A 26,958-nucleotide genomic window follows, 5' to 3' on the forward strand; every position below is an offset into this window, starting at 1 on the left:
CACTATAGGAAACATCTTCTCCGGCCTTTCACTGAGGATCGAGTCTTGACTGAGCAGCTGCGACTGATGGCAGTCCACGCCCATCCCGACGACGAGTCGAGCAAGGGCGCGGCCACCATGGCCAAGTACGTGTCCGAGGGGGTGGACGTGCTGGTCGCCACCTGCACGGGCGGGGAGCGCGGCTCCATCCTCAACCCCAAGCTCCAGGGCGACCCGTACATCGAGGAGCACATCCACGAGGTGCGCAAGAAGGAGATGGACGAGGCCCGGGAGATCCTGGGCGTCAAGCAGGAGTGGCTGGGATTCGTCGACTCCGGGCTGCCCGAGGGCGACCCCCTGCCGCCGCTGCCCGACGGCTGCTTCGCCCTCCAGGACGTCGAAGCCGCGGCCGAGCCGCTGGTGAAGCTGATCCGCGAGTTCAAGCCGCAGGTCATCACGACCTACGACGAGAACGGCGGCTACCCGCACCCCGACCACATCATGACCCACAAGATCTCGATGGTGGCCTTCGAGGCGGCCGGCGACCCGGAGAAGTACCCGGAGGCCGGCGAGCCCTGGCAGCCGCAGAAGCTCTACTACAACCAGGGCTTCAACCGGCCGCGCACCGTCGCGCTGCACGAGGCGCTGCTGGAGCGCGGCCTGGAGTCCCCGTACGGGGAGTGGCTGGAGCGCTGGAAGGAGTTCGAGCGCCGCGAGCGCACGCTGACCACGTACGTGCCCTGCGCCGACTTCTTCGAGATCCGCGACAAGGCGCTGATCGCGCACGCGACGCAGATCGACCCCGACGGCGGCTGGTTCCGGGTGCCGATGGACATCCAGAAGGAGGTCTGGCCGACGGAGGAGTACGAGCTCGCCAAGTCGCTCGTCGACACGTCCCTCCCCGAGGACGACCTCTTCGCGGGCATCCGCAACAATTGACTCCATGATGAGCGCGACTAGCACCCTCGCCGTGACGCACTTCGTCACCCTTGCCGACAGCTTCGACAAGGACAAGGTGACCCCGGGCGTCCTCGGCTTCATTGTGTTCGCGGTCATCGGCGGCGCCGTGTGGCTGCTGATGAAGTCCATGAACAAGCAGATGAAGAAGGTCGACTTCGAGGAGCCCCGGGAGACGCCCGCCGCCTCCGGCGGTACGGAGGCGGCGAAGGGCCAGGCGAAGGGCCAGGTGAAGGGGCAGCCCTCGGGGAAGGCCCAGCCCAAGGCGGGCTGAGCGCTCGCGGCGGGTTCAGCGCCCGGCGCGGGCTGAGCGGCGTCCCTCGACGCCGGGCGGGGTGGGGCGCTGCCCATCGGCCCGTCCGGCGTCATCGTGGCGAGGGGCGGCACCTCTCGTCGCGGTGACGAGGCCCCTCCCCGTCACGGCGGCAAGGGGCCTCTCCCGTCTCGGCGAGGAGGAACGCCCTGCGTCACGGTGAGTGAGGGGAACCTCGCGCCACGGAGACGCGGGTCACCTCGCGTCACGGCGACGGGGAACGCCTCGCGCCACGGCGACGAGGTGCCCTCCCGTCACGGCGACGAGGCCCCCCGGCTCTACGGCGCCCAGGGGAGCCCCTTCACGGCGTCGAAGATATGGTCACCCCCATGACCTCGCGCGCGTGGCGGTTCGGGACCATGCCGAGCCGCCAGGCCTCCCATCCCGTTTCCGGCTCGACGCCGCGCTCCAGCAGCAGTGCGAACGTCTCCGCACAGTCCTCCACCTTGGAGTCGCGGGTCGCGTGTCCGTCCTGCGCGAGCTGCGCCAGCTCCTCCTGCGCGACCGCCGTGCCGACCACCGAGCCGCCCGGTGAGGCGAACGGCAGCAGCGTGCAGCGCAGGAAACGGGCCCAGTCCTCGCCGCGCCGGTCGCCGTACCCGGCGAACGTCCGCGCCGCCTCGTCGGCCAGCTGCAGCGCCTGCGCCGTCCGCCCGTTGCCCGCGTCGATGATCACCAACTCCAGGCAGGACCACGCCTCCCCGTGCGGGACGCCGATCCGCTGGAAGTCCTTGCGGGCGTCCTGGAGGAGCTGCCGGGCGAAGCCGCTGTTGCGCAGCGAGCCGGTCTGCGCGGCCCGCAGGTCCCGGGTGACGCGCCCGGAGTGGTGCCGGGCACAGGCGAGGCCGTAGCCGTCCTGCATACGGCTGAACATCGTCCGGGAACGCTCCAGGTGCCGCAGCGCCGCGTCCAGGTCGCCCTGCTCCTCCAGCGACTGGCCGAGGTAGTACAGCGTCCACGCCTCGCCGCGTGCGTCCTCGTGGCGGCGGTGCAGGGGCAGGGCCTGGCGCAGCTGGTCCACCGCCGGGTCCGGGTCGCCGTCCACCAGCCGGGCCCGCGCCAGCTGGGTCATCGCCCACGCCTCGCCGCGGTCGTCGCGCGTACGGCCGTACCGGTCCAGGGCCGCGTGGAACTCGCGCTCCGCCTCCGGGACTTCGCCCATCCGCAGATACACCTGGCCGAGCTGGAAGTGCGCCCACGCCTGGCCGTGCAGGCTCTCGCTCTCCCGGTGCAGGTCCAGGGACTCGCGCAGCAGCGACAGCGCCTCCGCCACCTGCGCGCGGTCGCGCTCCACGGCCGCCAGCGCGTGCAGCGTCCACGCCCGGTCACCGCGTACGTCCTCGCCTGACTGCATCTCCATGGCCTCGCGCAGCTTGGCCGCGGCCTCCGTCAGATTGCCCTGCTGCTGGAGCGTGATACCCAGGTCACGCAGGGCCCGCGCGGCACCTACCGGGTGCTGCGCCTCGAAATACAGGTCGACCACCGAGCTCAGGGTCGTACGGGCCTTGTCCAGCTCACCCAGCTGACGGGCCGCGACGCCGGTGCGCCACTGCACGGACCGGACGAGCAGCCCCCGGTCGGCGGCCTTGGTCAGCTCGCTCAGCTCGCCGAGGCGGTACAGGTCGCCGCGCAGCAGGCAGTAGTCGGCCAGTGCGCCCAGCAGGTGCGAGACGGTCGCCTGGTCCACGTCCTGGTCGGCGTGGCGCAGCGCGGCGGTGATGAAGCTGGACTCGTCGTCCAGCCACCGGAGCGCCGCGTCCAGCGAGGTGAAGCCGTGCGAGCCGAAGCGGTCGGCGCGGGTGGACGTACGGCCGTCCACCAGGCGGATCACCGAGTCGGCCAGCTCCGCGTAGCTGCGGATCAGCCGCTCCTGGGCCGTACCGCGCTCGGCCGGGTCCTCCTCGTCCACCAGGCGGGCATGGGCGAAGTGGTGCACGAGGGCGTGCAGGCGGTAGCGGTCGCTGCGTACGTGCTCGATCAGGCCCGCGGCGGCCAGCGCCGACAGCTGCCGCTCGGCCTCCGGCACGTCCACGCCCAGCAGCGCCGCCGCGGCGGCCGCCCCCAGACTGGCCCGCCCCACCAGCGCCAGCCGGCGCAGCAGCCGGCGGGCCGTCTCCGGCTGGTCGCCGTAGCGCAGCCACAGTGCCGCCTCCGCCGGAGTCGCCCGGCCTCCCGCGGCCGGGCAGCGCGCGGCGCTCTCCTCCAGGTCCGCCGCCAGCGTGGCGGGCGACCGGGGACCCAGCGACGAGCCGGCCACCCGCAGGGCCAGTGGCAGCCCCGCGCACAGCTGCGCTATCCGCTCCACGGACCGGTGGTCGTACGGCCCGGTCTCGCCCTCGGACTCGTCGGCAGCCGCCCGCAGCAGCTCCTCGGTGCCCGCCGAGTCCAGCGCGCCCACCGGCAGCTGGTGCACCCACGCCTGGAGGTCGCCGGGCAGCTCCATGGGCTCGCGGGTCGTCACCAGCACCAGGCTGTCGGAGCGGTCCGGCACCAGGAGACGCACCTGCTCCGGGTCCGAGGCGTCGTCCAGCAGCACCGTCACGGGCAGGCCCGTCAGGTGCTTGTGATAGAGCTCCGCGAGCCGCTTGACGTGCTGCTCCTGGGAGGGCCGCTCCCGGAACAGCAGCTGCTCGCGTGGCGCGCCGAGCCGGTTGAGCAGATGCAGCAGCGCGTCCCGCGTCGGCAGCGGCGTCTCGCCCGGGGTGTCTCCGCGCAGGTCCACCACGCACGCGCCGCGGAACTGGTCCCGCAGCTGGTGCGCCGCCCGCACCGCCAGCGCCGTACGCCCCGAACCGGGCTCGCCGTGCAGCACCACGACCGTCGGCCGGGTCTCCGTACTCGCGCGGGCCGCGTGCACCCACTGCGCGATCTGCGACAGATGGGCCCGCCGTCCCGCGAACGGCTGCTCCGGCTGCGGGAGATGCGCGAACGACTGCTCCAGCACGGACCGCTGGCGGGCCGCCGCACTGCGGTCCGCGCCGCGCAGCTGCGGCACCCGGCTGCTGCGGGAGGCCGCGGGCGCGCCGGAGGAGCCGCCGCGCGTCGCCGCCGTCAGCATCCGCTGCTGGTCCAGGAACGGCCGGATGCCGCGCACCTCCAGCGCCGTCAGCCACTGGAGCCGCAGCTGCTCGGGGCCGCCCGGCTGCCCGCGCATCCCTGCCTGCCGGTGGGCCGCGGGCCAGTGCCCCGCCGTCAGCTTCACGACGGTGGCCGCGGCGCCCGCGGCCGCCACCGCGGCACCGGCGCCGAGGGCCGTGCCGGGCCCCGTCCCGAACGCGAGGTCCGTGCCGAAGGCGGCGACGGCCGCGACCGCGGTGGCCACAGCGGGGGTGCTCAGCTCCTTGCGCGACAGCCGTTCGGACAGCGGGCGCTGCCCGGCCGCCGACTCGTCCAGCGCGTGCACGTACGCGCCGTACTCCTCGGACGCCGTACCGGCCAGATCGTCCAGCACCGCGTGCGCCCGGGCCAGCAGTACGCCCCGGTCCAGCGTCCCGTCCGAACGCCGGACCTCCTCCTCGACGGCCCGCGACAACAGCCCTTCCGCATCCGCCCGGTGACTGTCACGCAGCACAGCCAGTGAGCCCGCCATGCCTTCCCCCTCCTGCAGTTCCCAGCGTCCCGGCAGGTTCCGGTGCTCCCGGACCCGCCGGCCTCCCAGCGCTCCCCGACGGCCGGGGCAGCGCCCCCGTCCCGGCCCGCGGTGATCGGTTTCCGTACCCACAGTGTTCCGCTTCCGCGCGAAATCCGGCAGGCCTGTGGATAACTCCCCGCACGGTCCTCCCGCCGTCCACCGCGGGGCCTTCCCGGGGAAGACCGCCTCATGCCGAACCACTTGGCTCAGGAGGCTTCCCCGTTTCCGCTCCGGCACGCCGGTGACCGCCGGGCCTGCCCGGAAACCCACCGGTCGGGCGGCGCCGTGGCACCTGACGCCGCGCTGCCCACGCAAGGGACCGCGCCGGAGAGAGGCCGGCAACGACGAGCGGATTCACCCGTTGGCAGGCCACCCGCGCTGCGCGCATCGCGCGCGCCGGTGACGAGGGCGCCGTGCGGGCGGGCGAGGAGGAAGTCTCGCGGAGATACCGGTAGCCGGTCTCACCCGCCGACTTGGGGTCGCCCAGGAACATCCGCGGCGAGACCGGCCGGCAGCCGACCTGCCGACCCGCCTTGCCGCGCAGGAAGACGTGCTGTGACGGGAAGGCGGGTCGTGACGGGGGAGACGTGCTGTGAGGGGGAGTCGTGTTGTGAGGGGAGTTCGCGCTGCGGTGGGAACGCGCGCCGCGCCGGGAACGCGCGCTGCGGCGGGAAGGCGCGCCGCGCCGGGAACGCGCGCCGCTGCTTCGGCTTGACCACCGAGATCAGTCGCACCGGCCGGGCGCCCCCGAACCAGGAACCGCCCCCCCCGCCACGCGGAACCCGTCTCGACGATGCCCCCGACCTGCCGGGCGACCGACCTCACCGGACGCGGAGCGCCCCGGCGAAGCGCGGGTCAGGCCAGGAACTCTCCGATGATCTTCTGGAGTTCGGCCGGCTTCTCGATCGCCGCCGCATGCCCCGAGTCGATCTCCACGTACTCGCTGCCGGGGATCGCGGCGTGGAACCTCCGGGCATAGCGCACCGGTACCAGCTGGTCGTGCTTCATCCCGACGACCAGCGTCGGCGCCTCGATTTTCGGTACGTACGCGCTGATGTCGACCTTGCTGACGAAGTCGATCAGCGCCACCATGCCCTCCGTGGGCGCCAGTCCGGCCCGCAGGGCGAGGCGTTCCTGGGCGCTCATCGCGTCCAGGTGGGCGTCCGAGAGGACGTGCAGCAGCGTGTACTCGGCGAAGGCGTTGGCGTCCAGCTCGGCGAGGCGGCGCCAGACCCGGACCAGGAGGCGCTGCCAGGGCTCCCGGTAGTGCACGAAGCCGCCCAGCAGCACGACGCGGCGCACCAGTTCGGGCGCCCGGGCGGCGGCCGCGGCGGCGACGACGGCGCCGGTGGAGATGCCGAAGAGGTCCACCGGGCCGTCGGCGGCGTCCCGTACCGCGCCCAGCACCTGGTCGGCCAGCAGTTCCACGTCGACCGCGTCGGTACCGCCCTCGGGCAGCGGGGTGAGGTGGCTGCCCGAATAGCCGGGCACGATCGCGGTCCGGTACGGCGTGAACTCCTCCAGCAGGCCGGCGAAGCTGGTCTCCGGGTGCCCCGTGCCGCCGTGGACGAGGACGAGCTCGGGGCCCTGGCCCTCCTTGTAGTAGCCGACGGGTATGCCGGCGACGTCGACGCTGTACTGCGTCATGCTGACCATGCGGTGGTCTTCCTATTCTGTCGGGGTGCGGCCGCGCGAGAGCCACCAGGTGAGCAGCGACGCGACGGCGGCGAAGGCCGCGGCGACCGGCAGCACCAGGGCCGCGGAGCGGGTGAGGATCGCCGCGCCCAGCGCGCTGGAGAGGAAGTTGCCCAGGTAGGCGGCGGAGGTGTTGAGGGAGGTCACCAGCGGGGCGCCCCCGGGGGAGGCGTAGGCGATGATGCGGTGCTGCTGCGGGCCGATCACCGAGTAGGAGACGACGCCGCTGAAGGCCGTGGCGATCACCACGGGCACGAAGCTCTCCCGGATCGGCAGCATCACCAGGAACACCGCGGCGATCCCGATGGTCGCGCCGATGACGACGCGCCGCGGGTCGTAGCGGTCGGCGAGTGCCCCGGCGCCCAGGTTTCCGCAGGTGGCGGCGGTGCCGAAGACGAGCAGGAGCAGCGCGAGGCGGGACTGCTCGCCGCCGACGGCCGGTTCGAAGACGGCGCTCATGTACGTGAAGGGCAGAAAGATCGCGACGAACGCCAGCAGTGTGACCACCAGCACCCGCAGCACCCGCCCGTCGGTCAGCGGTGCGATCCGCTCCCGCAGCGAGGCGCCGGCGCCCAGGTGCACCGGCGGCAGCAGTACGGCGAGCACGGCGGCGACCGCCGCGGCGACCGCGGCGACGAACCAGATGGCCGCCTGCCAGCCCCAGGCCCCGCCGATCAGGGTGCCCAGCGGCGCCCCCAGCACCAGCGCGAGGGTCGCCCCGGCGGTCACCATGGCGATGGCCCGGCCCCGCCGTGCCTCCCCGGCCAGGTACGCGGCCGTCGCCACGGCGCTCGCCATGAACAGCGAGGCGCCCGCGCCCGCCAGTACACGCGAGCCCAGCACCAGGGGGAAGGAGTCCGCCGAGGCGGTCACGGCGTTGCCCGCCGCGAGCAGCAACGCCCCGGCCACCAGTACCCGGCTGCGGGACCACTTCCCCGTCAACGCGGCGAGCACCGGCCCCAGCAGCGCGTAGGCGAGGGAGAACAGGCTGACCATCTGGCCGGCCGCGCCCGTGCTGACGTGCAGCGTCGTGCGGATCTCGGGCAGCAGCCCGACGATGATGAACCCGTCGGTGCCGACCATGAAGGCGCCGAGTGCCAGGATCGCCGTCTGCCCCCGCCAGGGGGTCTCCTTCGCCGGGGCGTCCGCGGCCGGTGCCGTCGCGTCGCCGACCGCCTGCGCGGTCTCCTCGTTGTTGCTCATTGTTCTTCGCTCTCCTCCTCGGGTCCGCCGGTCTCCCGGAACAGCCGCAGCCGCTCCTCGCCGACGGCGGCGCGCAGCGCCGCGTCCGTGATGCCGAGTCCTTCCCTCGGCGCCTGGCACAGCACGGCCACCTTGCCCGCGTGCCGGTTCGTCTGCACCAGCCGTGCCGCCTCGGGCGCCCGGTCCAGCGGGTAGACCTCCGACAGTGTCGGTACGAGGCGGCCGAGTTCGAACAGCCGGTTGCAGTCCCATACTTCCTGAAGGTTCGCCACGTGGCTGCCGATCACCCGCTTCAGCCGCATCCACAAATAGCGGTTGTCGTAGGAGTGTTGGTAGCCGCTGCTGGAACCGCAGGTGACCACGGTGCCACCGCGGCGGGCCACGAACACGGAGATCCCGAAGGTGGCCCGCCCGACGTGTTCGAAGACGATGTCCGGGTCCCGTCCGGCCCGTTCGCGGATCAGCGCGCCGAGCCGCTTGCCGATCTCCAGCACCCGGAGCGGGTCGTCGTCCGCCGCCCCGGTGAGCCCGATCTCGTTGCGGTCGATGACGATGTCGCAGCCGATCCTGCGCAGCAGTTCGGCCTTGTGCGGCGAGCTGACGATGCCGACCGGGATCGCCCCGCCGCTCTTCGCGAACTGCACCGCGTACGCGCCGAGTCCGCCGGCCGCGCCCCAGATCAGTACCACGTCGCCCTGTTTGAGCCGCGCGCCGCGCTCGCCCACCAGCATCCGGTAGGCGGTGCCCGCGCACAGCGTGTTGGTCGCGGCCTCTTCCCAGGTCAGGTGGGCCGGTTTGGGGGCGAGCTGGCTGGCCCGCACGACGGCGTACTCGGCGAGCCCGCCGAAGTTGGTCTCGTACCCCCAGGCGCGCTGTTCGGCGCCGAGCATGCCGTCGGCCTGGGTGCCGGGCTCCTGGTCGTCGATGTAGGCGGGGCTCACCACCACGTGGTCGCCCGGCTGCCAGCGGCGGACCCCGGAGCCGGTGCGCAGGATCACCCCGGCGGCGTCGGAGCCGACCTGGTGGTACGGCTGGTCGTGCCGCTCGGCCCAGCCGCCCTGCTCGCCGAACTGGCGCAGGAAGCGGAAGGTCGGCACCGGCTCGAACATCGCCGACCACACGGTGTTGTAGTTCACCGAACTGGCCATGACGGCGAGCAGCACCTCGTCCGGCGCCAGCTCGGGCATCGGCACCTGGCCGACCCGCAGTGACTTGCGTACGTCCTTGTCGGAGGCGGCGCCGAACATGCCGACGTCCTCCGCGCGCAGATGCGCGGCGACATATGCGTCAGGAACCGGGACCTGCTCGGCCTGCTCCCTGGTGGCGGTGCCGTGGGCCAGGGCTTCCGGTTGCGCGCTCACACTCATCCGGGTTCCTCCTTGTCGCCTCACGCCGCCGCGACGGCGCTGATCAGCCAGTTCCGCGGTACGCCGCGCGTGCCGGGCGGGGCCACCGGGTAGGGCCAGCGGCCTTGGCCTGCACCCGGCTCGCCGGGCTGTTTCAGGTCCTCGACGCGCCAGCCGTGCCCGGCCAGGAAGCCCGCCGGATCGTCTGTGCCGAACTGCCAGGGCGTGCCGTCCTCGCGCAGGGAGCGCAGGAACGGCTGGGTCATGGGGTGCCGCAGGAGCGTCGCGCTGGTCATGTCGACGACGAGGCGGCTGTCGGCCGGGGCGGCCCCGGCCACCGTCTCCAGCAGTTGCCCGGCCTGCTCCTCGGTGAGGAAGAAGAGCAGGCCTTCGGCGACCCACAGGGTGCGCTCGGCAGGGTCGAAGCCGGCCGACTTCAGTGCTGTCAGCCAGTCCCCGGCCAGGTCGGCGGCGACCGGTACCGTCGGCACCTTCGGTTCGGCCCCGAGTCGCCGCAGCCGCTGCTGCTTCTCGGTGAGCAGCGCGCCGTGGTCGACGTCGTAGACGGCCTCGTCCCGGGGCCAGTCGAGGCGGTGGGTGCGCACGTCCATGCCGGCCGCCAGCAGCACGGTCTGCCGGATCCCGGTCCCGCCGAGGATGCGGCCGATGGCGTCGTCCATGTAGCGGGTGCGTACGGCGATGAAGTCGCTGACGGCGGCGCCCCGGTAGCGCTCCAGCAGCTCGAAGCCGCGGGGCTCGGCGAGCGCCTGTGCGTACGGGTCGGTGAACAGTCCGTCGCTGCGGTCACCCTCCAGGGCGCGGGCGGCCGCGGTCCACTGGGCGGTGTAGGAGATGTCTTCCACGCGGGGTCTTCCCTTTCGGTCGCGGCGGACGGGCTCAGCCGGCCAGAAAGCGCTTCTCGATGGCGGCCAGGGTGCGCACGTCGCCCAGGTCGAGGCTGTCCATGTCGATCTCCCGGCCGCCGGCCTGCTCGATCAGGAAGACGAACTCGACGAAGGAGAGGGAGTCGACGAGGCGGTTCTCTATGAGGTCCTCGTCGGGGGCGATGTCGGTGCGGTCCTCGTGCTTGGCGAGGATCCAGTGCTTGATGGCGTCCAACCCGGTCGTCTGCGGCTGGGTGGTCACAGGGGCATCCCTTCGGTGGTGTGGACGGCCGCCGCGACCGCCACGGCGTAGGCGCCGTCGTGGGCCAGGCTGACCGATATCCCGGACTGCAGTCGGGCGGCCTCGGCCAACTGGGCGGCCGGTCCGTCCAGTTGCACGGCGGGCCAGGTGCCCGGCCCGCCTGCCACCCGGATGGAGCGCCAGGGCAGCGGCCGGTCGCGTACGTGGAACAGCTTGAAGACGGCCTCCTTGACGGCGAGCACCCCGGCAACCGCGCTGGCGTCGAGCACGCCCCCTCGGGTGCAGGCCGTGGTCTCCTCAGGAAGCAGCATGCGGTCGAGCACCGGGCGGCGGTCCGGCCGCAGCAGCTCCTCGGCGCGGGAGAGCAGCACCAGGTCCACCGCGACCCGCGGCGCGCTAGACGGGGCCCAGCTCACGGAGCGCCTGCTCGACGGAGGTGCGGGCCTTGTCGGCGCTCCCGTGGCGGTCGATGAGGACGGCCAGCCAGCGCTCCAGCCCGAAGGCGACGCAGCCGGTGAACGCGGTCCCGCCGTCCTCGACGGTGATCCGGCAGCGCTCGCCGAAGAAGTTCCGGTGGGTGTTGACCGACGCGATGGCGAGGCCGTCGACCTGGAACTCGTACTTCACCGGCTCCATCTTCTGCAGCAGCGCCCGTGCGCCCCCGGCCTGGAAGAACGGGTCGGTCGCGGCCTCCACCCGCACGTCGAGCAGGAGCAGCGCGAGAAACTTCTCGATCCGCTCCCGGAAGCGGGCGATCACGGTCTGTGTGTGCGTGTGCGTGCCGATCGCGACGATCTCCCGCATCTGGAAGCTGAGCAGCCGGCGCAGCCCGTCGAAGTGGTCCTCCTTGCGGAAGCAGCGGTTGACGAGCGTGACCAGGGTGTCCGGGGGCACCCGGGTGTCCTGGAAGAGGAGGTAGGCGCCGAAGCAGGTGGCGGTGGAGAGGCCGAGGTGCGCCTCGGCCGTCTGCCCGGCCGCGAACCGGCCCTGCGCGGGCCCGTCGGTGGGCGTCTCCAGCCCGCCGGCGACCAGCGCGAGGTGGGGGAAGTTCACGTACACGTCCAGGTGCGCGAGGGTGTCCACGGGGTAGAGCGGCGGCGCGGAGATCTCCCCGGCGCCGGCCTCGGCCCCCCAGCGGCCGAAGGTGTCGTCGAGGAGCCGCAGCAGCGCCGTCTCCTGCGGACCGAGGAGCGCGAGGCCCTGATCGATGCGGCTGCTTCCCGGGGCGGTCACTGCGCCGCCCCCTCGACGGCTTCCGCGGGCCCGTCCTGGACGATGCCCAGTCTGGTCAGGTACGGCAGCGTCTTGCGGAACACCTGCGCCTCGAACTCTCGCCGCCGCGGCCCGTCGAGCAGCCGCCGCCGCACGTCCAGCGGCTTCGGGATCCCGGCGTCCTTGTAGACCTGCGGGTTGTAGAGCGTCTCGAAGCTGTAGGTCAGGTACCGCTTCAGATAGCTGCTGACCTGCTCCAGCTCTTCTTTCGTGGCCCGGCTGCGGAAGTTCTCGAAGAGCACCTTGACCAGCTCCCGGCCGAAGGCGATGTGCCGGGACTCGTCCTGGTGGTGGATGCGGTTGATGCCCCGGACCGTCTCGTGCAGCCGCTCGTCGGCGCCCATCCGCTCGTTGAAGTGGTCGACCAGCTCCTCGAAGATCAGGATCCGCGCGAAGACCAGCAGGCTCGCCGCGTTCCCCGGCGGTACGGTCTCGGCTCCGCCCCGGATCTGCTTGTAGATCTTCTTGCCGTAGCGCCGGCAGAACTCGGCGAAGAACCACATGTGCTCGTTCTCCTCACCGATGAAGTGGTGGAAGAACTCCGAGGAGAGGGCGAAGTCGTCGGTGTGGATGCGGTGGGTGACCTCGATGAGGAGTTCCCGGATGCCGTGCACGTTGAGGCTGTAGAAGTTGACGCTCTCGTACTTGGACAGCGCGTACAGCTGCTCCTGGGACAGCTCCTCGGCGACCTCGGTGCCGTACGTCGTGGTCAGCTCGGGGCTCATCCACCACATCTGTTCGGGCAGCGTGTCCGGCCACTCGAACATCTTGTACGGGTTGTAGTAGTCCTCGATCGACATCGAGCTCAGCCGTTCGAGAATGCTCTGCAGGCGCGGACTACCGGTGATGAGCGTGTCGGTCATGGCGAGTCCCCAATCGTCTTTCGTACGCACGCGACGGCGGCCCGGCCGAGCAGGGCCGCGCGGTCGTCGGTCTTCGCGTACTGGTCGAGCCGGTGGTTGAGCTGCGTGGAGGTGTGGGCGAAGGCCAGGCCGTCCTCGGGCACGGCGAAGACCAGTGAGCAGTCCTGCCCGTAGTGGCCGAAGGAGGCCACGTCGAGGCCTGCTTGCGGCAGGTGGCTGTCCGGCAGCATGAAGCCCTGTGCGTAGGCGCGTTCCCGGGCGAAGACCCGGTCGGTGCCGCGCCGCCGCAGCCGGGAGGCCCGCCGCAGGGTGTCCTCGTTCCACAGCCGCACGCCGTCCACCGGTCCGAGCGTCGCCGCGAAGATCCGCGCGAGTGGCCGGGCGGTGGAGACGGCGTTGCAGCCGGGGATCTCGGCGCTGAGGTAGCGCAGGGACTTCTCGGCGTTCAGCAGGTTGGGGTTCAGCTGGCTCCGGCTGAGCAAGGAGGACCGGTCGCCGAGCAGGTGGATGACCTCGGCGGCGGTGCCGGTGCGCGCGGGGCCGGACTCCTGGAAGGGGACGAAGCGGGTGAAGTCGTCGATGCCGATACGGACCTCGGCGCCGAGCGGCTTGCGCAGCTCCGCCTCGAAGAGTTCGTCCACCGACTTCCCGGTGGACCGCCGCAGGTATTCGCCCACGCCCCAGCCGAAGGTCAGGTCGTGGTAACCGTGGTCGGTGCCGGGCTCCCAGTAGGGGCGCTGCGCGGCGAGCGCCTCGACGGCCGGGTGCCGTTCGAGGACGTCGTCGACGGTGAGCGGCCGGTCGACGCCGATCAGCCCGGCCTGGTGGCTGAGGAAGGTGGCCAGGGTCAGGGAGCCCTTGCCCTCGGCGGCGAAGGCCGGCCAGACGTCGGCCATCGGGGCGTCGATGTCGATGTCGCCGCGCTCGTGCAGGGCGTGCGTGACGATCGACAGCAGGGCCTTGCTGACCGAGCGGACGTTCTGCAGCCGGTCCGGCTCCCGCCCGCGGGAGCGCAGGGCGACCCGCTCCTCGCCGTGCACGTACACACACAGCTCGGCGCCGGAGTCGGCGCCGTCGCGGTGCAGGCGCTCGAACCGTTCGGCCAGCGGGCGGAATTCCTCCGCGGCCGTGCCGGTGATGTGCTCCATTTCCAGGTCAGTCACGGTCACGTATCTCCGTCATCCGCTTCTCGATGTCGGCGGCCAGCTCGGTGAGGGTCGGCCGGTCGAAGCAGATCGAGGCCGGCAGCGGCACCGACAGCAGCCGCTGGAGCTGGTTGCGTATGGTGAGCGCGTTGAGGGAGTCCATGCCGGAATCCGTCAGGTCGAGCCCGGCCAGCTCCGCGTCGCCGTAGCCCAGCACTCGGGAGACCACCTGCCGGCAGGCGGCCAGGACGTCGTCCGGGCCCGCGGGCGCCGGGGGGACCGCCTCGGCCTGCGCACCGCGGCTCCCGGTCACCCCGGAGAGCACGGGGTTGGACGCCAGATGGTGCTCGGGGTCGAGCCGGTCCCAGCGGGTGGGCAGTACGGCGACCTGGCCGGCGGGCCAGCCCTCGACCGCGGCCCGCACGGCGGCTCGGCCCTCGTCGGCGGAGATGGTGCCGATGCCCTGCTGCTCCAGCCCCCGCAGGAACTCCTCGTTCCCGGCCAGGAAGCCGACGTCCGACCAGGAACCCAGGTCGAGGGAGAGCCCGGCCAGCCCGAGCGCGCGGCGGTGGCCCGCCAGGGCGTCGAGGAAGGTGTTGGCCGCGGCGTGCCCGGCCTGTCCGGGGTTGCCGAACAGGCCGCCGTAGGAGGAGGTCAGGACGAACAGGCGGAGGTCCGGCGCATGCGCGGCGGCGCTTCGGTGGAGGTTCCAGGCGCCCTGCGCCTTCGGGCCCAGCACCCGGGTCATCATGGCCCAGTCCGTACGGTCGATGATGGCGTCGTCGACCAGGCCGGCGGCGTGCACGACGCCGTGCACCGCCGAATCCCCGGCGCAGTACTCGGCGAACAGCCGGTCCACTTGCGCCCGCTGGGTGACGTCCACCCGTTCCGTGCGGATCTGCGCGCCGTACTGCCGCTCCATCCGCGCCAGCCGCCCGGCGCTCTCCTTTCCGGGCGCGCGGCGGCCGCACAGCACCAGCCGCCGGGCACCCAGCTCCAGCAGAGCCTGCGCGCACTCCAGGCCGACCCCGGACAGGCCCCCGGTGACGACGTACCAGCCGTCCGGGCCGACACGGACGCGCGGCCCCCCGTCGGGGGGCGCGGCGGGACGCAGCCGGGGCAGCAGCACCCGCTCGCCGCGCAGTGCCAGTTCGGCGTCCCCGTCCGGTGCCGCGGCCGGGGCCGCGGCCAGCCGCGCGGCCGTCTCGGGCCAGCGCTGCCGGGTGTCGGCGGCGCCCAGGTCGACGAGGAGGTGGCGCATGGTCGGGAACTCGGTGCGTGCGGTGCGCGCCATACCGGTCACCGCGCCCTGCGCGGGCACTACGTCGTCCGAGGCCAGCACCCGGTGCGCGCCGGAGGTGACCGTGCAGAGGGTGAGCCCGGGCAGGTTCGCCGCGGAGGCCGCCTGGAAGGCCAGCAGGGTCGCCGGGCCGCCGGCGGCCGCCACGTCGTCGGCGACCGATCCGGTGGCGTACGGGAGCCCGGCGAGGTCGGCGCCGCGTCTGCGCAGCGCCGGGATGGCGTTGAGGAGCAGGTCGGGGCGGTGGTCGGTGAGGGCCTGCGCGACGGCCGCGACGGCCGCCTCCTGGTCTTCGTCCTCGTCGAGCACGTGGACCCGCACCTGTGCGCCCAGCCGTGTCAGCTCCCGAGACAGCTCAGTGGCCGACGGCGCCGAGGGCGCGAGCAGCAGGCAGCGGTCCACGGCCCGCGGCGTGACCGGCTCGGGGGCGTCGGTCCAGGTGACCACGTAGTGCCCGGTGCCGTCGTGCTGCGGGTCCGCGTCGAGGGCGCCCATGGCGTCGCTGTCCACGCGGTCGGCGGCGCCGGAGGCGGCCTTGGCCGGCGCGACCCAGTGGCGGCTGCGCTGGAAGGGGTAGGTGGGCAGCGAGACCGTGCGGCCGCCCGGCGCCACCGCCTCCCAGTCCACCTCGGCCCCGGCCACGTACGCGCCGGCCAGCGCCAGCCGGGTGGAGGCGAGATCGTCACGCTCCCAGCGCAGCGCCTCCAGGCAGACCGGTTCGCCCGGCCCGCCGTCGTCCAGTGCCAGCGGGACGAGGCCGGTGAGGGTGTTGGACAGACCGATCTCCAGGAAGACGTCGGCATCGGAGCCCCCGGAGGCGGCCGTCCGGACCGCTTCGAGGAATCGCACCGGCTCGCGGAGCTGCCGCCGCCAGTACCCGCTGGACGCGATCTGCGCACCGGCCTCGGCGCCGGTCAGGGTGGAGACGAGGGTGCGCGTGGGCGGGCGCATCTCGACCGTCTCCAGGACGGCGGTGTAGTCGTCCAGGATGGCGTCCATCTGCGCGGAGTGACCGGCGCGGCCGATGCGCAGCCGCCGGCAGGTCAGGCCGCGCCGCTCGGCCTCGGCGAGTACGCGTTCCAGCGCGCTCCGGTCGCCGGAGATCACCGTACGGTTGGGGGCGTTGACCGCCGCGATGCCGATCTCGTCCTGTCCCGCGAGGAGTTCGCGTACCTCTTCCGCGCCGGCGAAGACCGCGGCCATGGCACCCGACTCGGGCAGCGTCTCCAGGAGCCGGGCGCGCTCGCACACCAGGTACAGCCCCGTCCCGAAGTCGAACACCCCGGCGCAGTGCGCCGCTGCGTACTCGCCCAGGCTGTGCCCGACCAGGGTGTCCGGCGTGAGGCCCCAGCTCTCCCACAGCCGTGCCAGTGCCACTTGCAGCGTGTACACGACCGGCTGCGCCAGCCGGATGCCTGCGACCGGCATGCCGCGGCGGGCGGCGTCCTGGTACAGGAACTCCGTCAGCGGCTGCCCCGTGTGCCGCTCGAACTCCGGGTCGGCGCCGTCGAGGACCTCGCGGAAGACCGGCTCGTGCCGGTACAGGTCGCGGCCGGCCTCCAGGTACTCGGCGCCCTGCCCGGAGAAGAGCATCGTCAGCCGCGGCGGCACGCCCGGCGCCTTCCCGGCGGCGAGGCCGATCTCGCCCTCGAAGCGGTCGGCGGCGTCCTCCTGGCCGTCCGCCACGGCGCCCAGGAGCGCGGCGAGGGTCTTGCGGTCCGGAGCGACGACCGCCGCCCGGTGGGCGAAGTGGCGGCGCCCGGTGCCGAGGGTGTGCGCCGCGTCGGCGGGCTCCGGCGCCGCGTCGGCCAGCAGGGCCGTGCCGACCCGGGAGGCCAGCTCACGGAGCGCGGACTCGCTGCGCCCGGACAGCGGCAGCACCTGGGGGCCTTCCGCGCGGCCGGCGCCGGCGGGCGCGGGCGCCTCCTCCAGCACCGCGTGCGCGTTGGTGCCGCCGAGCCCGAACGCGCTGACCCCGGCGCGCCGCGGGCCGTCGCCCCGCGGCCAGTCGGCGGTCTCGGACTGCACGTAGAACGGTGAACCGGCGAAATCGATCGCCGGGTTGGGCGTACGGAAGTGCAGCGAGGCCGGCAGTCTGCGGTGCCACAGGGCGAGCGCGGTCTTGATCACCCCGGCGATGCCGCCGGCCCAGCTCAGGTGCCCGATGTTGGTCTTCACCGAGCCCAGCGCGCAGGACTGCGGGGCCGCGCCCTGGAATGCCTCGGTGAGCGCCTCGACCTCGATCGGGTCGCCGGTCGGCGTCGCGGTGCCGTGCGCCTCCACGTAACCGACCGTCGCGGGCTCGACGTCGGCGGCGGCCAGCGCCTGGCGGATGACGGCGGCCTGCCCGGACACGCTCGGGGTGCTGAAGCCGGGCTTGCCCGCGCCGTCGTTGTTGACCGCGGTGCCCCGTACGACCGCGTACACCCGGTCGTTGTCGGCCAGTGCCTGTCCGAGGGGCTTGAGCAGCACAGCGCCGACGCCGCTGCCGAAGACGGTGCCGGTGGCGCCGGCGTCGAACGCACGGCAGTGCCCGTCCTGCGACATCACCAGCCCGGGTTCGGGCCGGTACCCGTCGATCTGCGGCACCGGCACGTGCGCGCCCCCGGCCAGCGCCAGGTCGCACTCGCCGGCCAGCAGCGCCTGGCAGGCCAGGTGCAGCGCGTAGAGCGAGGTGGCGCAGGCGGCCTGCACGTTGACGCTGGGGCCGTCCAGGTCGAGCTTGTAGGAGACGCGGCTGGTCAGGTAGTCGCGCTCGGCGGCCATCGCCAGTTGCAGGTCCCCGGTGGAGTCCAGGTAGTTGGGGAAGGGCTTGCCGGCCTGGCCGCTGAGGTGGTGCATCAGGTAGAGGCTGGTGCCGCTGCCGGCGTACACCCCGATGCCGGGGGTACGCCGCCGCCCGGCCGCGCCGCCGTCCTCCAGGGCCTCCCAGCAGACCTCCAGGAACAGCCGGTGCTGCGGGTCGAGCAGGGCGGCCTCGCGGGGGCTGTAACCGAAGAAGCCGGCGTCGAAGTCCTCGATTCCGTCCAGGGTCGACCGGGCGTGCAGCCATCCGTCGGGGGCGTCTCCCGCCACCTGCACCGACTCGACCCCGGCGACCAGGTTCGACCAGAACTGCGCCGGGGATTCCGCGCCCGGAAAACGGCAGCCCAGGCCGATGATGGCGATGTTCTGTGGGTCGTGTTCACTCAATCCGCGGTGGTTCACTGCCGAATCCTTGTCTTCCATGCCCATGGCCGGAAATGCGTACGGCGATCGTGATCGGAATATGTTGCCCGGCTATTCGGCGTGACGGGCCAGCCGCCTGCGGTCGGCCGCGCTCAGCGGGGCGGACCGGCGTACTCCCTGCCGGGCGGGCGCCCCCGCGGCCGGCCCGCTGCGGATTCGCGCCGCCAGCGCGGGCACCGTGGAATAGCGGTACATCTCGACGAGTTTGAGTTGCGCCTCGGGAAAGCGCCGGCGGAAGCGGGTGAGGACGGAGCCGAGCAGCACCGAATTCCCGCCGAGGTCGAAGAAATTCTTGTCGCTGTCGGCCGGCACATCGGTGCCGAGGACCGCGCTCCAGACCTCGGCGACGGCCCGCTCCACGCCCCCGCGGCCCGGCTCCGCGCCACCGGAACCCGTACGGACCGCGGACGCCGGCGGCTGCGCCAGCCGGCGCTCCAGCGCCTTCCGGTCGAGCTTCCCGGTGGGGCCGAGCGGCAGCTCCTCGAAGAGCGTCACCGACTGCGGCACCGCGTACGGGGGCAGCACCCGGCCGACGCGGGCGAGGACGTCGTCCCCGGTGACCCCGCCCGCCGTGGCCTTCGCCGCCGCGGTCAGCCGGACCACCCGGCCGCTGTCGTCCCGCGCCGGGAACACCGCGGCCTCCTCGACGCCGGACACCGCGCGGATCGCCGCCTCGACCTCGCCCAGCTCGACCCGGTATCCGCGGACCTTGACCTGGCTGTCGATGCGCCCCCGGTAGCGCACGGTGCCGTCCGCGCCGAGGGTGGCCAGGTCCCCGGTGCGGTACCAGCGCCGCCGGTCCGCGCCCTCTCCCAGTACCGGGAACTTGCGGGCCGTGAGCTCGGCGTCGTCGAGGTAGCCCCGGGCCAGCCCGGTGCCGCCGATCAGGAGCTCCCCGGGCTCTCCGTGCGGCCGATCGCGCCCGTCCTCGCCGACGACGCGGAGCTGCACGCCGCGCAGCGCCCGCCCGACAGGCACCTGCCCGGCGGCGGCGTCCGCGTCCGTACAGGGGTGCAGCGTGGTGTAGACGGTGGTCTCGGTGGGCCCGTAACCGTTGAAGACGTACGGCACCGGGCGCAGCCGCGCGACCAGCTCAGGCTGCACGATCTCGCCGCCCATGACCAGCACGTGGAGCCCGCGCACGGCGTCGGCGAGCACGGGGTCCTGCAACATCAGCTGCACCAGCGAGGGCGTCGACTGGAAGTGCGTGACCCGGCCGCTCGCCAGTTGCCCGGTCAGGAACTCGGCCCCCTCCTCGGAGCGCCCGGCGAGGGCGTCGATGTCGCCGATGACGAGGGGGATTCCCCGTGTGAGCGGCCAGTACAGGTCCACGATCGACATGTCGAAACAGAAGTTCGCCGCCGCCAGCCAGCACTGGGCCGAGCGGTCCGGCAGCTGGGGGATCACCTCGTCCAGCGCGTCGAAGAGGTGGCTGACACTGCCGTGTTCCACCGCGACGCCCTTGGGTTTGCCGGTGGACCCGGAGGTGTGGATGACGTAGGCGAGGTCGGAGCCGCGCGGCCAGGCCGGGGCGGAGGCTGGCGCGTCCACTCCCGCGTCCACTCCCGCGTCCCCTCCCGTGCCGGCGAACGACGGCCACGCGGAGGCGTCCAGCGTCTCGTGCGGCCGCGTGGCGAACCGCCCCGCGGTGGTCTCGTCGACGAGCACCCGCTCGACCCCGGCCCCCTCGACGACGGCGCGGATCCGGCCGTCCGGGGAGTGCGGGTCGATCGGCACGTACGGGGAGCCGGCCCGCATCGTGCCCAGCATCGCCGCCAGCCGGGAGGCCGTCGGCGCCATGCATATGCCGACGGGCCGGCCGGGAACGCCGCCGCCCGCGCGCAGCAGGCGGGCCATGGCCTCCGTCCGGGCCCACAGTTGCGCATAGGTCAGGGATTCCGTCGCGTCCGAAACGGCCGGTGTGTCCGGCGCGTTCCGTGCGATTCGGTGGAGCTGTTCCACGATCGAGATGGTTCCGGCGTCCGCATGCCTCACCGATTCCACGATGCGTTCCCCCGCAACTGTGAGTTCTTCGAATTGCCGTGGATCTTGGCGCAGTTGCACAGGATGCAATCTCTTGAGCGGCCCGGCAATTCGAGGGCGCGGCAAAGCTATACGAGGGGGAGTGGCGGTTCAATTGCCGGAAGCGGACTGTCCGGTAGCGGCCAGTGGCCGGCGCGCCGCTCGGCGGGCGAAAGACCCTAGGCTGCCGGAGGGCAGCTCCATCCGCCCGTTCCCGGCAAGATTCCGTCACCCCGAGGAGACGCCGACACCATGGCAACGCGCATCGCCGTCAACGGCTTCGGCCGCATCGGACGCACGGTCGCCCGCATCGCGCTGTCCCGGCCGGACATCGAGATCGTGGCCGTCAACGACCTGACCGACCCCGAACTCCTGGCCAGTCTGCTGCGCTACGACTCGGTGCACGGCCGGCTGGCCGAGCCGGTCGCGGCCGAGAACGGGAACCTCGTGATCGGCGAGCGCACGATCCCCGCCCTGCGGGAGCGGAATCCGGCGGAACTGCCCTGGGCCGACCTGGGTGTCGACGTCGTGGTCGAGTCGACCGGCGTCTTCACCGACGGCGCGGCCGCCGGGGCCCATCTGGACGCGGGCGCCAAGCGCGTGCTGATCTCGGCCCCGGCCAAACAGGTCGACCTCACCGTGGTCTACGGCATCAACGAAGGCGAGCTGACCGCCGACCACCGGATCGTCTCCAACGCCTCCTGCACGACCAACTGCGCCGCCCCGCTCGCCCATGTGCTGCACCAGAACTTCGGCCTGCGCCGCGGCCTGATGAACACCTCGCACGCCTACACCAGCGACCAGCGCCTGCACGACGCGCCGCATCGCGACTTCCGCCGCGCCCGCGCCGCGGCCAACAACATCGTGCCCACCACCACCGGTGCCGCCCGCGCCATCGGCACCGTGCTGCCGGAGCTGGCCGGGCTGATGGACGGCCTGTCCATGCGGGTCCCCGTCGTCGACGGCTCGATCGTCGACCTGACCGTCGAGGTCGGCCGCCGGGTCACGGTGGAGGAGGTCAACGCCGCCTACGCGGAGGCGGCCCGCGGCCCGCTCAAGGACCTTCTGGTGTACAGCGAGGACCCGCTGGTCTCCACGGACATCATCGGCACGTCCGCCTCCTGCACTTTCGACGCGCCGCTCACCATGGTCGTCGACGACGGCAGCGAGAGCTCTCTGGTGAAGGTCGTCGGCTGGTACGACAATGAGGCCGGCTTCTCCCACCGCACCCTGGACGTGGTGAGCCTCCTGGGCAACCTCGGCTGATCCCCGCCAGGGGGCCGCGGGCCCGCTCCCGAGGGAGACGGCAGAACATGCCGTACGCCGTACGGATGCCGGTCCGGCCCGGCCGTTCTGCGCGGCTGTACCAGGACTTCCCCGCCGGAGGGTACGAGGCCACCGAAGCCCTTGAACAGTCGGTCTCCGGCGGCTTCTTCGGCCGCACGACCGGCCAGGGCTTCCGCCTGGCTCGATCCGGCTTCTCTCCTGCCCCGAGTACGATCGTTGGCCGGGCGCCTGTCGCGCCCTTCCGCTGCGGTCCGCTGCCCGGGGGACAAGAGGGGGGAAGCATGGCGTATGCGAGGGCTGCGCGGGCGCTGCGTGCCAGGATCCCCGAGGTCATGGTGGCGTACTGGGCCAGTCTGCTGCGCGTGGACAGCCCGCTGGCCACCCGCCCCGAGGTCTGGCGGCAGTGCCGGCGGCAGGCGCTGGCCATCCTCAACGAGTGCGCCGACGCGCTGGAGTCCGCCCAGCCCGAGGAGACGGACGGGCCGGAGGAGTACACCCGGCTGCTCGGCTCCTACCGGGCGCTGCAGCAGATACCGGCCGCCGAGTCGGTGCGGGCCGTGGAGATCCTCTGGTCCTCCCTGGAGCCCGCGGTGCAGAAGGCCACGGACCAGGAGGCCCTGGTGCACCGGCCGGAGGTGTGGACGCGTGTCAACGCCGCCTTCCGCGCCGCCGCCGGGGGCCGCCTGCACGCGGGCATGCTCGGTTACGAGGAGGCCCGCGGCCGCATCCTGGCCTCCGGCCGTGCCGCGCCGGACGGACCGGGCCCGGCGCCGGAGGAGGCGGAGCCCGGCCCGTCCGGCGCGACGCTGACCGCCCGGGAGCGAGAGGTGCTGGAGGCGGTGGCCCACGCGATGACCAACCGGCAGATCGCGCGCCGCTTCGGCATCACCGAGCCCACGGTCAAACGCCACCTGTCCAACATCTTCGCCAAGTTAGGGGCCTCGTCCCGGATGGACGCCGTGCACAAGGCGTTCGGCGGCCACACCGACCGCTGAGGCCGCGCGCTACACCGCGGCGCGGACCGACAGGGCTCCCAGCATGGTGAGGTTGGCCGCGTACTGAGTGGCCATGAACGCCCGGTACGCGCCGCGCCGTACCTGCCGGTCCTGCCTGTCCGCCCGGCGGTCGCCGCGGCCCGCCCGCAGGCACTCCGCCACCACCCACCCGGCCCCGGCGGACAGCGGCAGGGCCCCGGCCAGCGCCACCGGCGCCCACACCAGCGAGGCGACCGGCGCGCCCACTCCGACGACCGTCGCGCCGAGGACGGCCAGCCGCCGTGCGGCGCCGAGCCCGCGCCGCGCCGCCAGGGTGTGCCGCCCGCCGACAGCGTCCCCGTCGGCGTCGGACAGGTCTTTCACCACCGCGCCGACCAGTGCCATCCACGCCGACATTGTGGTGCCGAACACCAGTTCCGTGCGCCCGAGTCCGCTTCCGGCCGCGGCCGCCCCGGCGGCATAGCTGGTCCAGCCCAGCCCGAACACCACCGCCGAGCAGGACAGGCTCCACCGCTTCGCCGCCAGCGGCGGTGCCGAGTAGGCCCAGCCCAGCGTCAGGAACGCGGCCGTCCACCACACCAGTCCGCCGCCGGCGGCCGCGCTCAGCCCCAGGGCGGCCACCGCCACCGCGGCGGCGGTTCCCCCGGCCGTACGGACCGGCAGCGCTCCCCGCGCGATCGGCCTCCGTGACCCGTTGGCCCGGTCCTCGACGACGTCCGTCACCCCGTTCAGCAGGTACGCGAAGACCACGGCGCCCCACCAGGCCACCGCCCCCGCCGCCAGTGCTCCCACGGCGGACGGACCCCGGCCTGCGGCTGCGGGCAGTGCTCCGGCCGCTCCCACCGCGAACCGCAGCAGGAAGATCCCCTGCACCTGCGGCCTGGCCTCCGCCAGGCACAGCCGCGCGAGCCGTACGACCGGTACGCCGCCGCCTGTCCGTCTACGTCCTGTACATGTCATCTGCCCGCCCGGTGTGGACGGCTCCCCCATCTCAGTCACGCGCCGCAGCCTAGACACCCCACCGGACCGGAACCCTTGCCGCGATCTGGTTGCAAGCTGAACTACAACCAAAGTCGCAGATTCCCGCCGCCCGGATCCTCCCTTGGAATCACAGCCGTTCACCGCACCCCGCCGATCAGGCATGATCACCACGGACGCGGACCGTCAACGCCGACCGTCGCCTCGCGTCCGGCACGGCACCATCCAGCGCACCGGAGGTGAGTGTTGCCCATGGCCCGCGACGACGTGGCCCTCCGCGACAAGACGCCCCTCGACGAAGCGGACATCCACCGGATGGACCTCGACGAGATGGTCTACGACGACGAGTTCTCCGCCGAGATCTACGGCTGGGTGCTGCGCCGCCCGTCGACCTCCGCGACCGAGATCCAGACGGCGTTCGACGCCCCGTACGCGCGGGTCGACGGCGCGCTGCGGCACTTGGCGGCGCTGCGGCTGGTCTCCTTCCTCGACGAGGACCGCAGCCGGCTGGTCGCCGTCGGCCCGAGCACGGCGCACGGGGAACTCGTCGCACCCCTCGAACGGGAGATCTACGACCGGCGCCTGACCCTCACCGGCATCCAGGGCCAGCTCAAGCGCTTCGGCGACGTCTTCGACACGGTGCAGCGCTCCGAGCCGTACACCGAGGCGTCCGTGACCCTCCGCGACGGCCACCAGACGCGGAGACGGCTGGCGGACGCGGTCTCCCGCTGCACCGGCGAGGCGCTGTTCATGCAGTCCGGCGAAAGCCCCGACGGCCACCCGCTCCACCTGGTCGAACCGTTCCTCGCCGCGCTGCTGGACCGCGGCGCCGAGGTGCGCGTCGTCGCCCCGCACACGGTGCGCGCCCACGCCCGGGCCCGCAGACTCCTCAGCGGCCTCGCGGACGCCGGCGCCCACGTGCGCACCTGCAACGCGCCGCCGCAGAGCCTGCTGGTCCTCGGCCGCGGCGCGGCCTTCGCCTTCGTCACCGAGCCCCCCGAGGCGACCGTCCTCTACGACGCGGCCGCGGTGGAGGTCCTCGGCCGGCTGCACGCCCACTCCTGGGAGTCCGCCATGGACTTCGAGCCCTGCGCCGCCGGCTACGGCGAGACCTTCGGCGCCGTCCAGAGCGCCATCCTGCGGCTGCTGGCGGCCGGACACAAGGACGAGTTCATCGCCCGCCGCCTCGGCATCTCCGAACGCACCGTCCGCCGCCACATCGCCACCATCATGGACCGCCTCGGCGCCCGCAGCCGCTTCCAGGCCGGCGTCTCCGCCGCCCACGCGGGAATGCTGGAGCGGAGGCACCCGGGGCCGGCGGACTGAACTCCCGCCGTTCCAGGGGCCTGCCGGCCGGTACGACGCCACCGGCGACGTCCACCATCCCGTCGTCCGTACCGCGGCCGCGGACGCCGCGCTGCCCGACCTGGGGCATCCGTGTACCTGAACGCGGCTCGGCCATGCGAGGCAGGGCCTGTGCGGGCCCCGCCGGTGGGGCCGGGCCTTGTGAGAGGCTGGGTCGTATGAACCGGTTGGCTGGTGTGACCTCGCCTTATCTGCTACAGCATGCCGACAATCCCGTCGACTGGTGGCCCTGGACGCCGGAGGCGTTCGAGGAAGCACGGCGGCGTGATGTCCCGGTTCTGCTGTCGGTCGGCTACTCGGCGTGCCACTGGTGTCACGTGATGGCACACGAGAGCTTCGAGGACGAGGGCATCGCCGCGCTGATCAACGAGCACTTCGTGCCGGTGAAGGTGGACCGCGAGGAGCGGCCCGACGTGGACGCCGTCTACATGGAGGCCGTGCAGGCCGCCACCGGGCAGGGCGGCTGGCCGATGACCGTCTTCCTGACGCCCGAGGCCCAGCCGTTCTACTTCGGTACGTACTTCCCGCCGGCGCCGCGCCACGGGATGCCGTCCTTCCCGCAGGTCCTCCAGGGCGTGCGGAGCGCCTGGGCGGACCGCCGCGACGAGGTGGGCGAGGTCGCCGGGCGGATCGTCGCCGACCTGTCCGCGCGGTCGCTCTCCGCATCGCTGGCCAAGGGCGATCCGGTGCCGCCGGGCCCGGAGGACCTGGCCACCGCGCTGCTCACCCTGACCCGCGACTTCGACGCCGTGCACGGCGGATTCGGCGGGGCGCCCAAGTTCCCGCCGTCCATGGCGCTGGAGTTCCTGCTGCGCCACCACGCCCGTACGCAGTCCGAGGCGGCCCTGCAGATGGTGCAGGCGACCGCGGAGGCGATGGCCCGCGGCGGGATCTACGACCAGCTCGGCGGCGGCTTCGCGCGCTACGCGGTCGACGCGTCCTGGACGGTGCCGCACTTCGAGAAGATGCTGTACGACAACGCGCTGCTGTGCCGTACGTACGCGCACCTGTGGCGCGCCACCGGGTCGGACCTGGCCCGCCGCGTCGCCGTCGGTACCGCCGAGTTCATGGTGCGTGAGCTCCGTACGGAGCAGGGCGGCTTCGCCTCCGCGCTGGACGCGGACTCCGACGACGGCAGCGGCAGGCACGTCGAAGGCGCGTACTACGTATGGACGCCCGAGCAGCTGCGTGACGTCCTGGGGGAGAAGGACGCCGCGGTCGCCGCGCACTACTTCGGTGTGACGGAGGAGGGCACCTTCGAGGAGGGCGCCTCCGTCCTGCAACTGCCCGACACCGACGACCTGGTGGACGCGGCGCGGATCGCGAGCATCAAGGAGCGGCTGCGCGCGGCCCGTGACGCCCGGCCGCGCCCCGGCCGGGACGACAAGGTCGTCGCCGCCTGGAACGGCCTGGCCATCGCCGCCCTCGCCGAGACCGGCGCCTACTTCGACCGCCCGGACCTGGTGCAGGCCGCCACGGACGCCGCCGACCTGCTCGTCCGCGTCCACATGGACTGGCAGGCGCGGCTGCACCGCACCTCGCGCGACGGCGTGGCGGGCGCCAACGCCGGTGTCCTGGAGGACTACGCGGACGTCGCCGAGGGCTTCGTCGCGCTCTCCTCGGTCACCGGCGAGGGCGTGTGGGTGGAGTTCGCGGGCCTCTTCCTGGACACCGTGCTCGTCCACTTCACCGCCGGGGACGGCACGCTCTACGACACCGCCGACGACGCCGAGCAGCTGATCCGCCGCCCGCAGGACCCCACCGACAACGCCACGCCGTCCGGCTGGACCGCGGCCGCCGGCGCACTCCTGTCGTACGCGGCGCTGACCGGCAGCGCCCCGCACCGGGACGCCGCCGAACGCGCCCTGGGCATCGTCAAGGCGCTGAGCGGCCGGGCGCCGCGCTTCATCGGGTGGGGGCTGGCCGTCGCCGAGGCCGCGCTGGACGGGCCGCGTGAGGTCGCGGTCGTCGGCCCGGACGGCGACCCGGCCACCCGGGCACTGCACCGCGCCGCTCTCCTGAGCACCGCGCCCGGCGCGGTGGTCGCCTTCGGGGCGCCCGGTACGGAGGAGGTGCCGTTGTTGAAGGACCGCCCGCTGGCCGACGGCCGGCCCGCCGCGTACGTCTGCCGCCACTTCACGTGCGAGCGGCCGACGGTGGACGCCGAGGAGCTGGGGGAGAAGCTGCGCGGGGGCTGACGGGGAAGGGCCGTGGCCGGTCCCGTGGTCCCGCC

General features: G+C 73.2%; 19 protein-coding genes. 6 read left to right on the forward strand and 13 right to left on the reverse strand.

The features are described 5' to 3' along the window. Positions 1-45: 45 nt before the first annotated feature. Positions 46-918 carry a mycothiol conjugate amidase Mca gene (mca, locus tag ACZ4Z1_RS34040; RefSeq protein WP_468490522.1) on the forward strand — a complete coding sequence of 291 codons (873 nt, stop codon included), beginning with the start codon at positions 46-48 and terminating at the stop codon, positions 916-918. Between the two features lie 7 nt (positions 919-925). Beyond that, positions 926-1,210 carry a hypothetical protein gene (locus ACZ4Z1_RS34045; RefSeq protein WP_468490606.1) on the forward strand — a complete coding sequence of 95 codons (285 nt, stop codon included), beginning with the start codon at positions 926-928 and terminating at the stop codon, positions 1,208-1,210. Between the two features lie 340 nt (positions 1,211-1,550). Here ACZ4Z1_RS34045 and ACZ4Z1_RS34050 read toward each other — a convergent pair whose 3' ends face one another. The 12 genes from ACZ4Z1_RS34050 to ACZ4Z1_RS34105 form a co-directional block, all read right to left on the reverse strand. Next, on the reverse strand, positions 1,551-4,838 hold the full coding sequence (locus ACZ4Z1_RS34050) for a tetratricopeptide repeat protein (RefSeq protein WP_468490523.1): 3,288 nt from the start codon (positions 4,836-4,838) through the stop codon (positions 1,551-1,553). 897 nt (positions 4,839-5,735) lie between these two features. Beyond that, entirely contained in the window at positions 5,736-6,536 is an 801-nt protein-coding gene (locus ACZ4Z1_RS34055) for an alpha/beta fold hydrolase (RefSeq protein ID WP_468490524.1), read from the reverse strand. A 12-nt stretch (positions 6,537-6,548) separates the two neighbouring features. Then, complete coding sequence (locus ACZ4Z1_RS34060; protein ID WP_468490525.1) at positions 6,549-7,778, reverse strand: MFS transporter; 1,230 nt, start codon at positions 7,776-7,778, stop codon at positions 6,549-6,551. After that, a complete protein-coding gene (ccrA, locus tag ACZ4Z1_RS34065) occupies positions 7,775-9,145 on the reverse strand; it encodes a crotonyl-CoA carboxylase/reductase (protein WP_468490526.1) in 1,371 nt (456 codons plus the stop codon). The genes ACZ4Z1_RS34060 and ccrA overlap by 4 nt, the downstream gene beginning before the upstream one ends. A gap of 20 nt (positions 9,146-9,165) precedes the next feature. Continuing rightward, positions 9,166-9,987, reverse strand: coding sequence for an SAM-dependent methyltransferase (locus ACZ4Z1_RS34070; RefSeq protein WP_468490527.1), 822 nt, complete (start codon positions 9,985-9,987; stop codon positions 9,166-9,168). Positions 9,988-10,021: 34 nt separating this feature from the next. Continuing rightward, a complete protein-coding gene (locus tag ACZ4Z1_RS34075) occupies positions 10,022-10,270 on the reverse strand; it encodes a phosphopantetheine-binding protein (protein ID WP_468490528.1) in 249 nt (82 codons plus the stop codon). Next, positions 10,267-10,686 (reverse strand): 4'-phosphopantetheinyl transferase superfamily protein, encoded by a 420-nt coding sequence (locus tag ACZ4Z1_RS34080; protein ID WP_468490529.1) that lies wholly within the window; start codon positions 10,684-10,686, stop codon positions 10,267-10,269. The genes ACZ4Z1_RS34075 and ACZ4Z1_RS34080 overlap by 4 nt, the downstream gene beginning before the upstream one ends. Then, a complete protein-coding gene (locus ACZ4Z1_RS34085; protein WP_468490530.1) occupies positions 10,667-11,503 on the reverse strand; it encodes a class-II aminoacyl-tRNA synthetase family protein in 837 nt (278 codons plus the stop codon). The genes ACZ4Z1_RS34080 and ACZ4Z1_RS34085 overlap by 20 nt, the downstream gene beginning before the upstream one ends. Then, positions 11,500-12,405: a diiron oxygenase gene (locus tag ACZ4Z1_RS34090; protein ID WP_468490531.1), complete on the reverse strand. Its 906-nt coding sequence runs from the start codon at positions 12,403-12,405 to the stop codon at positions 11,500-11,502. Before ACZ4Z1_RS34090 ends, ACZ4Z1_RS34085 begins: the two co-directional genes overlap by 4 nt. Beyond that, positions 12,402-13,568 (reverse strand): serine hydrolase domain-containing protein, encoded by a 1,167-nt coding sequence (locus ACZ4Z1_RS34095; RefSeq protein ID WP_468490532.1) that lies wholly within the window; start codon positions 13,566-13,568, stop codon positions 12,402-12,404. Before ACZ4Z1_RS34095 ends, ACZ4Z1_RS34090 begins: the two co-directional genes overlap by 4 nt. Then, complete coding sequence (locus tag ACZ4Z1_RS34100) at positions 13,561-18,057, reverse strand: type I polyketide synthase (protein WP_468490533.1); 4,497 nt, start codon at positions 18,055-18,057, stop codon at positions 13,561-13,563. Before ACZ4Z1_RS34100 ends, ACZ4Z1_RS34095 begins: the two co-directional genes overlap by 8 nt. 72 nt (positions 18,058-18,129) lie before the next feature. Further along, a complete protein-coding gene (locus tag ACZ4Z1_RS34105) occupies positions 18,130-20,073 on the reverse strand; it encodes a non-ribosomal peptide synthetase (RefSeq protein ID WP_468490534.1) in 1,944 nt (647 codons plus the stop codon). Between the two features lie 279 nt (positions 20,074-20,352). Between ACZ4Z1_RS34105 and gap the strand changes: the two genes are divergently transcribed. Then, positions 20,353-21,366 (forward strand): type I glyceraldehyde-3-phosphate dehydrogenase, encoded by a 1,014-nt coding sequence (gene gap, locus ACZ4Z1_RS34110; RefSeq protein WP_468490535.1) that lies wholly within the window; start codon positions 20,353-20,355, stop codon positions 21,364-21,366. Between the two features lie 302 nt (positions 21,367-21,668). Next, on the forward strand, positions 21,669-22,382 hold the full coding sequence (locus tag ACZ4Z1_RS34115; protein ID WP_468490536.1) for a helix-turn-helix transcriptional regulator: 714 nt from the start codon (positions 21,669-21,671) through the stop codon (positions 22,380-22,382). Between the two features lie 9 nt (positions 22,383-22,391). Here the strand turns inward: ACZ4Z1_RS34115 and ACZ4Z1_RS34120 are convergent, their stop codons facing one another. Then, positions 22,392-23,372, reverse strand: a complete 981-nt coding sequence (locus tag ACZ4Z1_RS34120) for a UbiA family prenyltransferase (RefSeq protein ID WP_468490607.1) — start codon at positions 23,370-23,372, stop codon at positions 22,392-22,394. A 240-nt stretch (positions 23,373-23,612) separates the two neighbouring features. Between ACZ4Z1_RS34120 and ACZ4Z1_RS34125 the strand changes: the two genes are divergently transcribed. Further along, positions 23,613-24,686 (forward strand): helix-turn-helix transcriptional regulator, encoded by a 1,074-nt coding sequence (locus ACZ4Z1_RS34125; RefSeq protein ID WP_468490537.1) that lies wholly within the window; start codon positions 23,613-23,615, stop codon positions 24,684-24,686. 197 nt (positions 24,687-24,883) lie between these two features. Continuing rightward, positions 24,884-26,923 carry a thioredoxin domain-containing protein gene (locus ACZ4Z1_RS34130; RefSeq protein WP_468490538.1) on the forward strand — a complete coding sequence of 680 codons (2,040 nt, stop codon included), beginning with the start codon at positions 24,884-24,886 and terminating at the stop codon, positions 26,921-26,923. Positions 26,924-26,958: the final 35 nt, after the last annotated feature.

The sequence above is a fragment of the Streptomyces sp. NPDC030165 genome, from assembly GCF_055573595.1.

Excerpts from the sequence above, each read along its gene's own strand:
- ACZ4Z1_RS34045 (WP_468490606.1), top strand. The coding sequence starts at position 926 with ATGAGCGCGACTAGCACCCTCGCCGTGACGCACTTCGTCACCCTTGCC.
- ACZ4Z1_RS34050 (WP_468490523.1), bottom strand. The coding sequence starts at position 4,838 with ATGGCGGGCTCACTGGCTGTGCTGCGTGACAGTCACCGGGCGGATGCG.
- ACZ4Z1_RS34055 (WP_468490524.1), bottom strand. The coding sequence starts at position 6,536 with ATGGTCAGCATGACGCAGTACAGCGTCGACGTCGCCGGCATACCCGTC.
- ACZ4Z1_RS34060 (WP_468490525.1), bottom strand. The coding sequence starts at position 7,778 with ATGAGCAACAACGAGGAGACCGCGCAGGCGGTCGGCGACGCGACGGCA.
- ccrA (WP_468490526.1), bottom strand. The coding sequence starts at position 9,145 with ATGAGTGTGAGCGCGCAACCGGAAGCCCTGGCCCACGGCACCGCCACC.
- ACZ4Z1_RS34090 (WP_468490531.1), bottom strand. The coding sequence starts at position 12,405 with ATGACCGACACGCTCATCACCGGTAGTCCGCGCCTGCAGAGCATTCTC.
- gap (WP_468490535.1), top strand. The coding sequence starts at position 20,353 with ATGGCAACGCGCATCGCCGTCAACGGCTTCGGCCGCATCGGACGCACG.
- ACZ4Z1_RS34115 (WP_468490536.1), top strand. The coding sequence starts at position 21,669 with ATGGCGTATGCGAGGGCTGCGCGGGCGCTGCGTGCCAGGATCCCCGAG.
- ACZ4Z1_RS34120 (WP_468490607.1), bottom strand. The coding sequence starts at position 23,372 with ATGGGGGAGCCGTCCACACCGGGCGGGCAGATGACATGTACAGGACGT.
- ACZ4Z1_RS34125 (WP_468490537.1), top strand. The coding sequence starts at position 23,613 with ATGGCCCGCGACGACGTGGCCCTCCGCGACAAGACGCCCCTCGACGAA.
- ACZ4Z1_RS34130 (WP_468490538.1), top strand. The coding sequence starts at position 24,884 with ATGAACCGGTTGGCTGGTGTGACCTCGCCTTATCTGCTACAGCATGCC.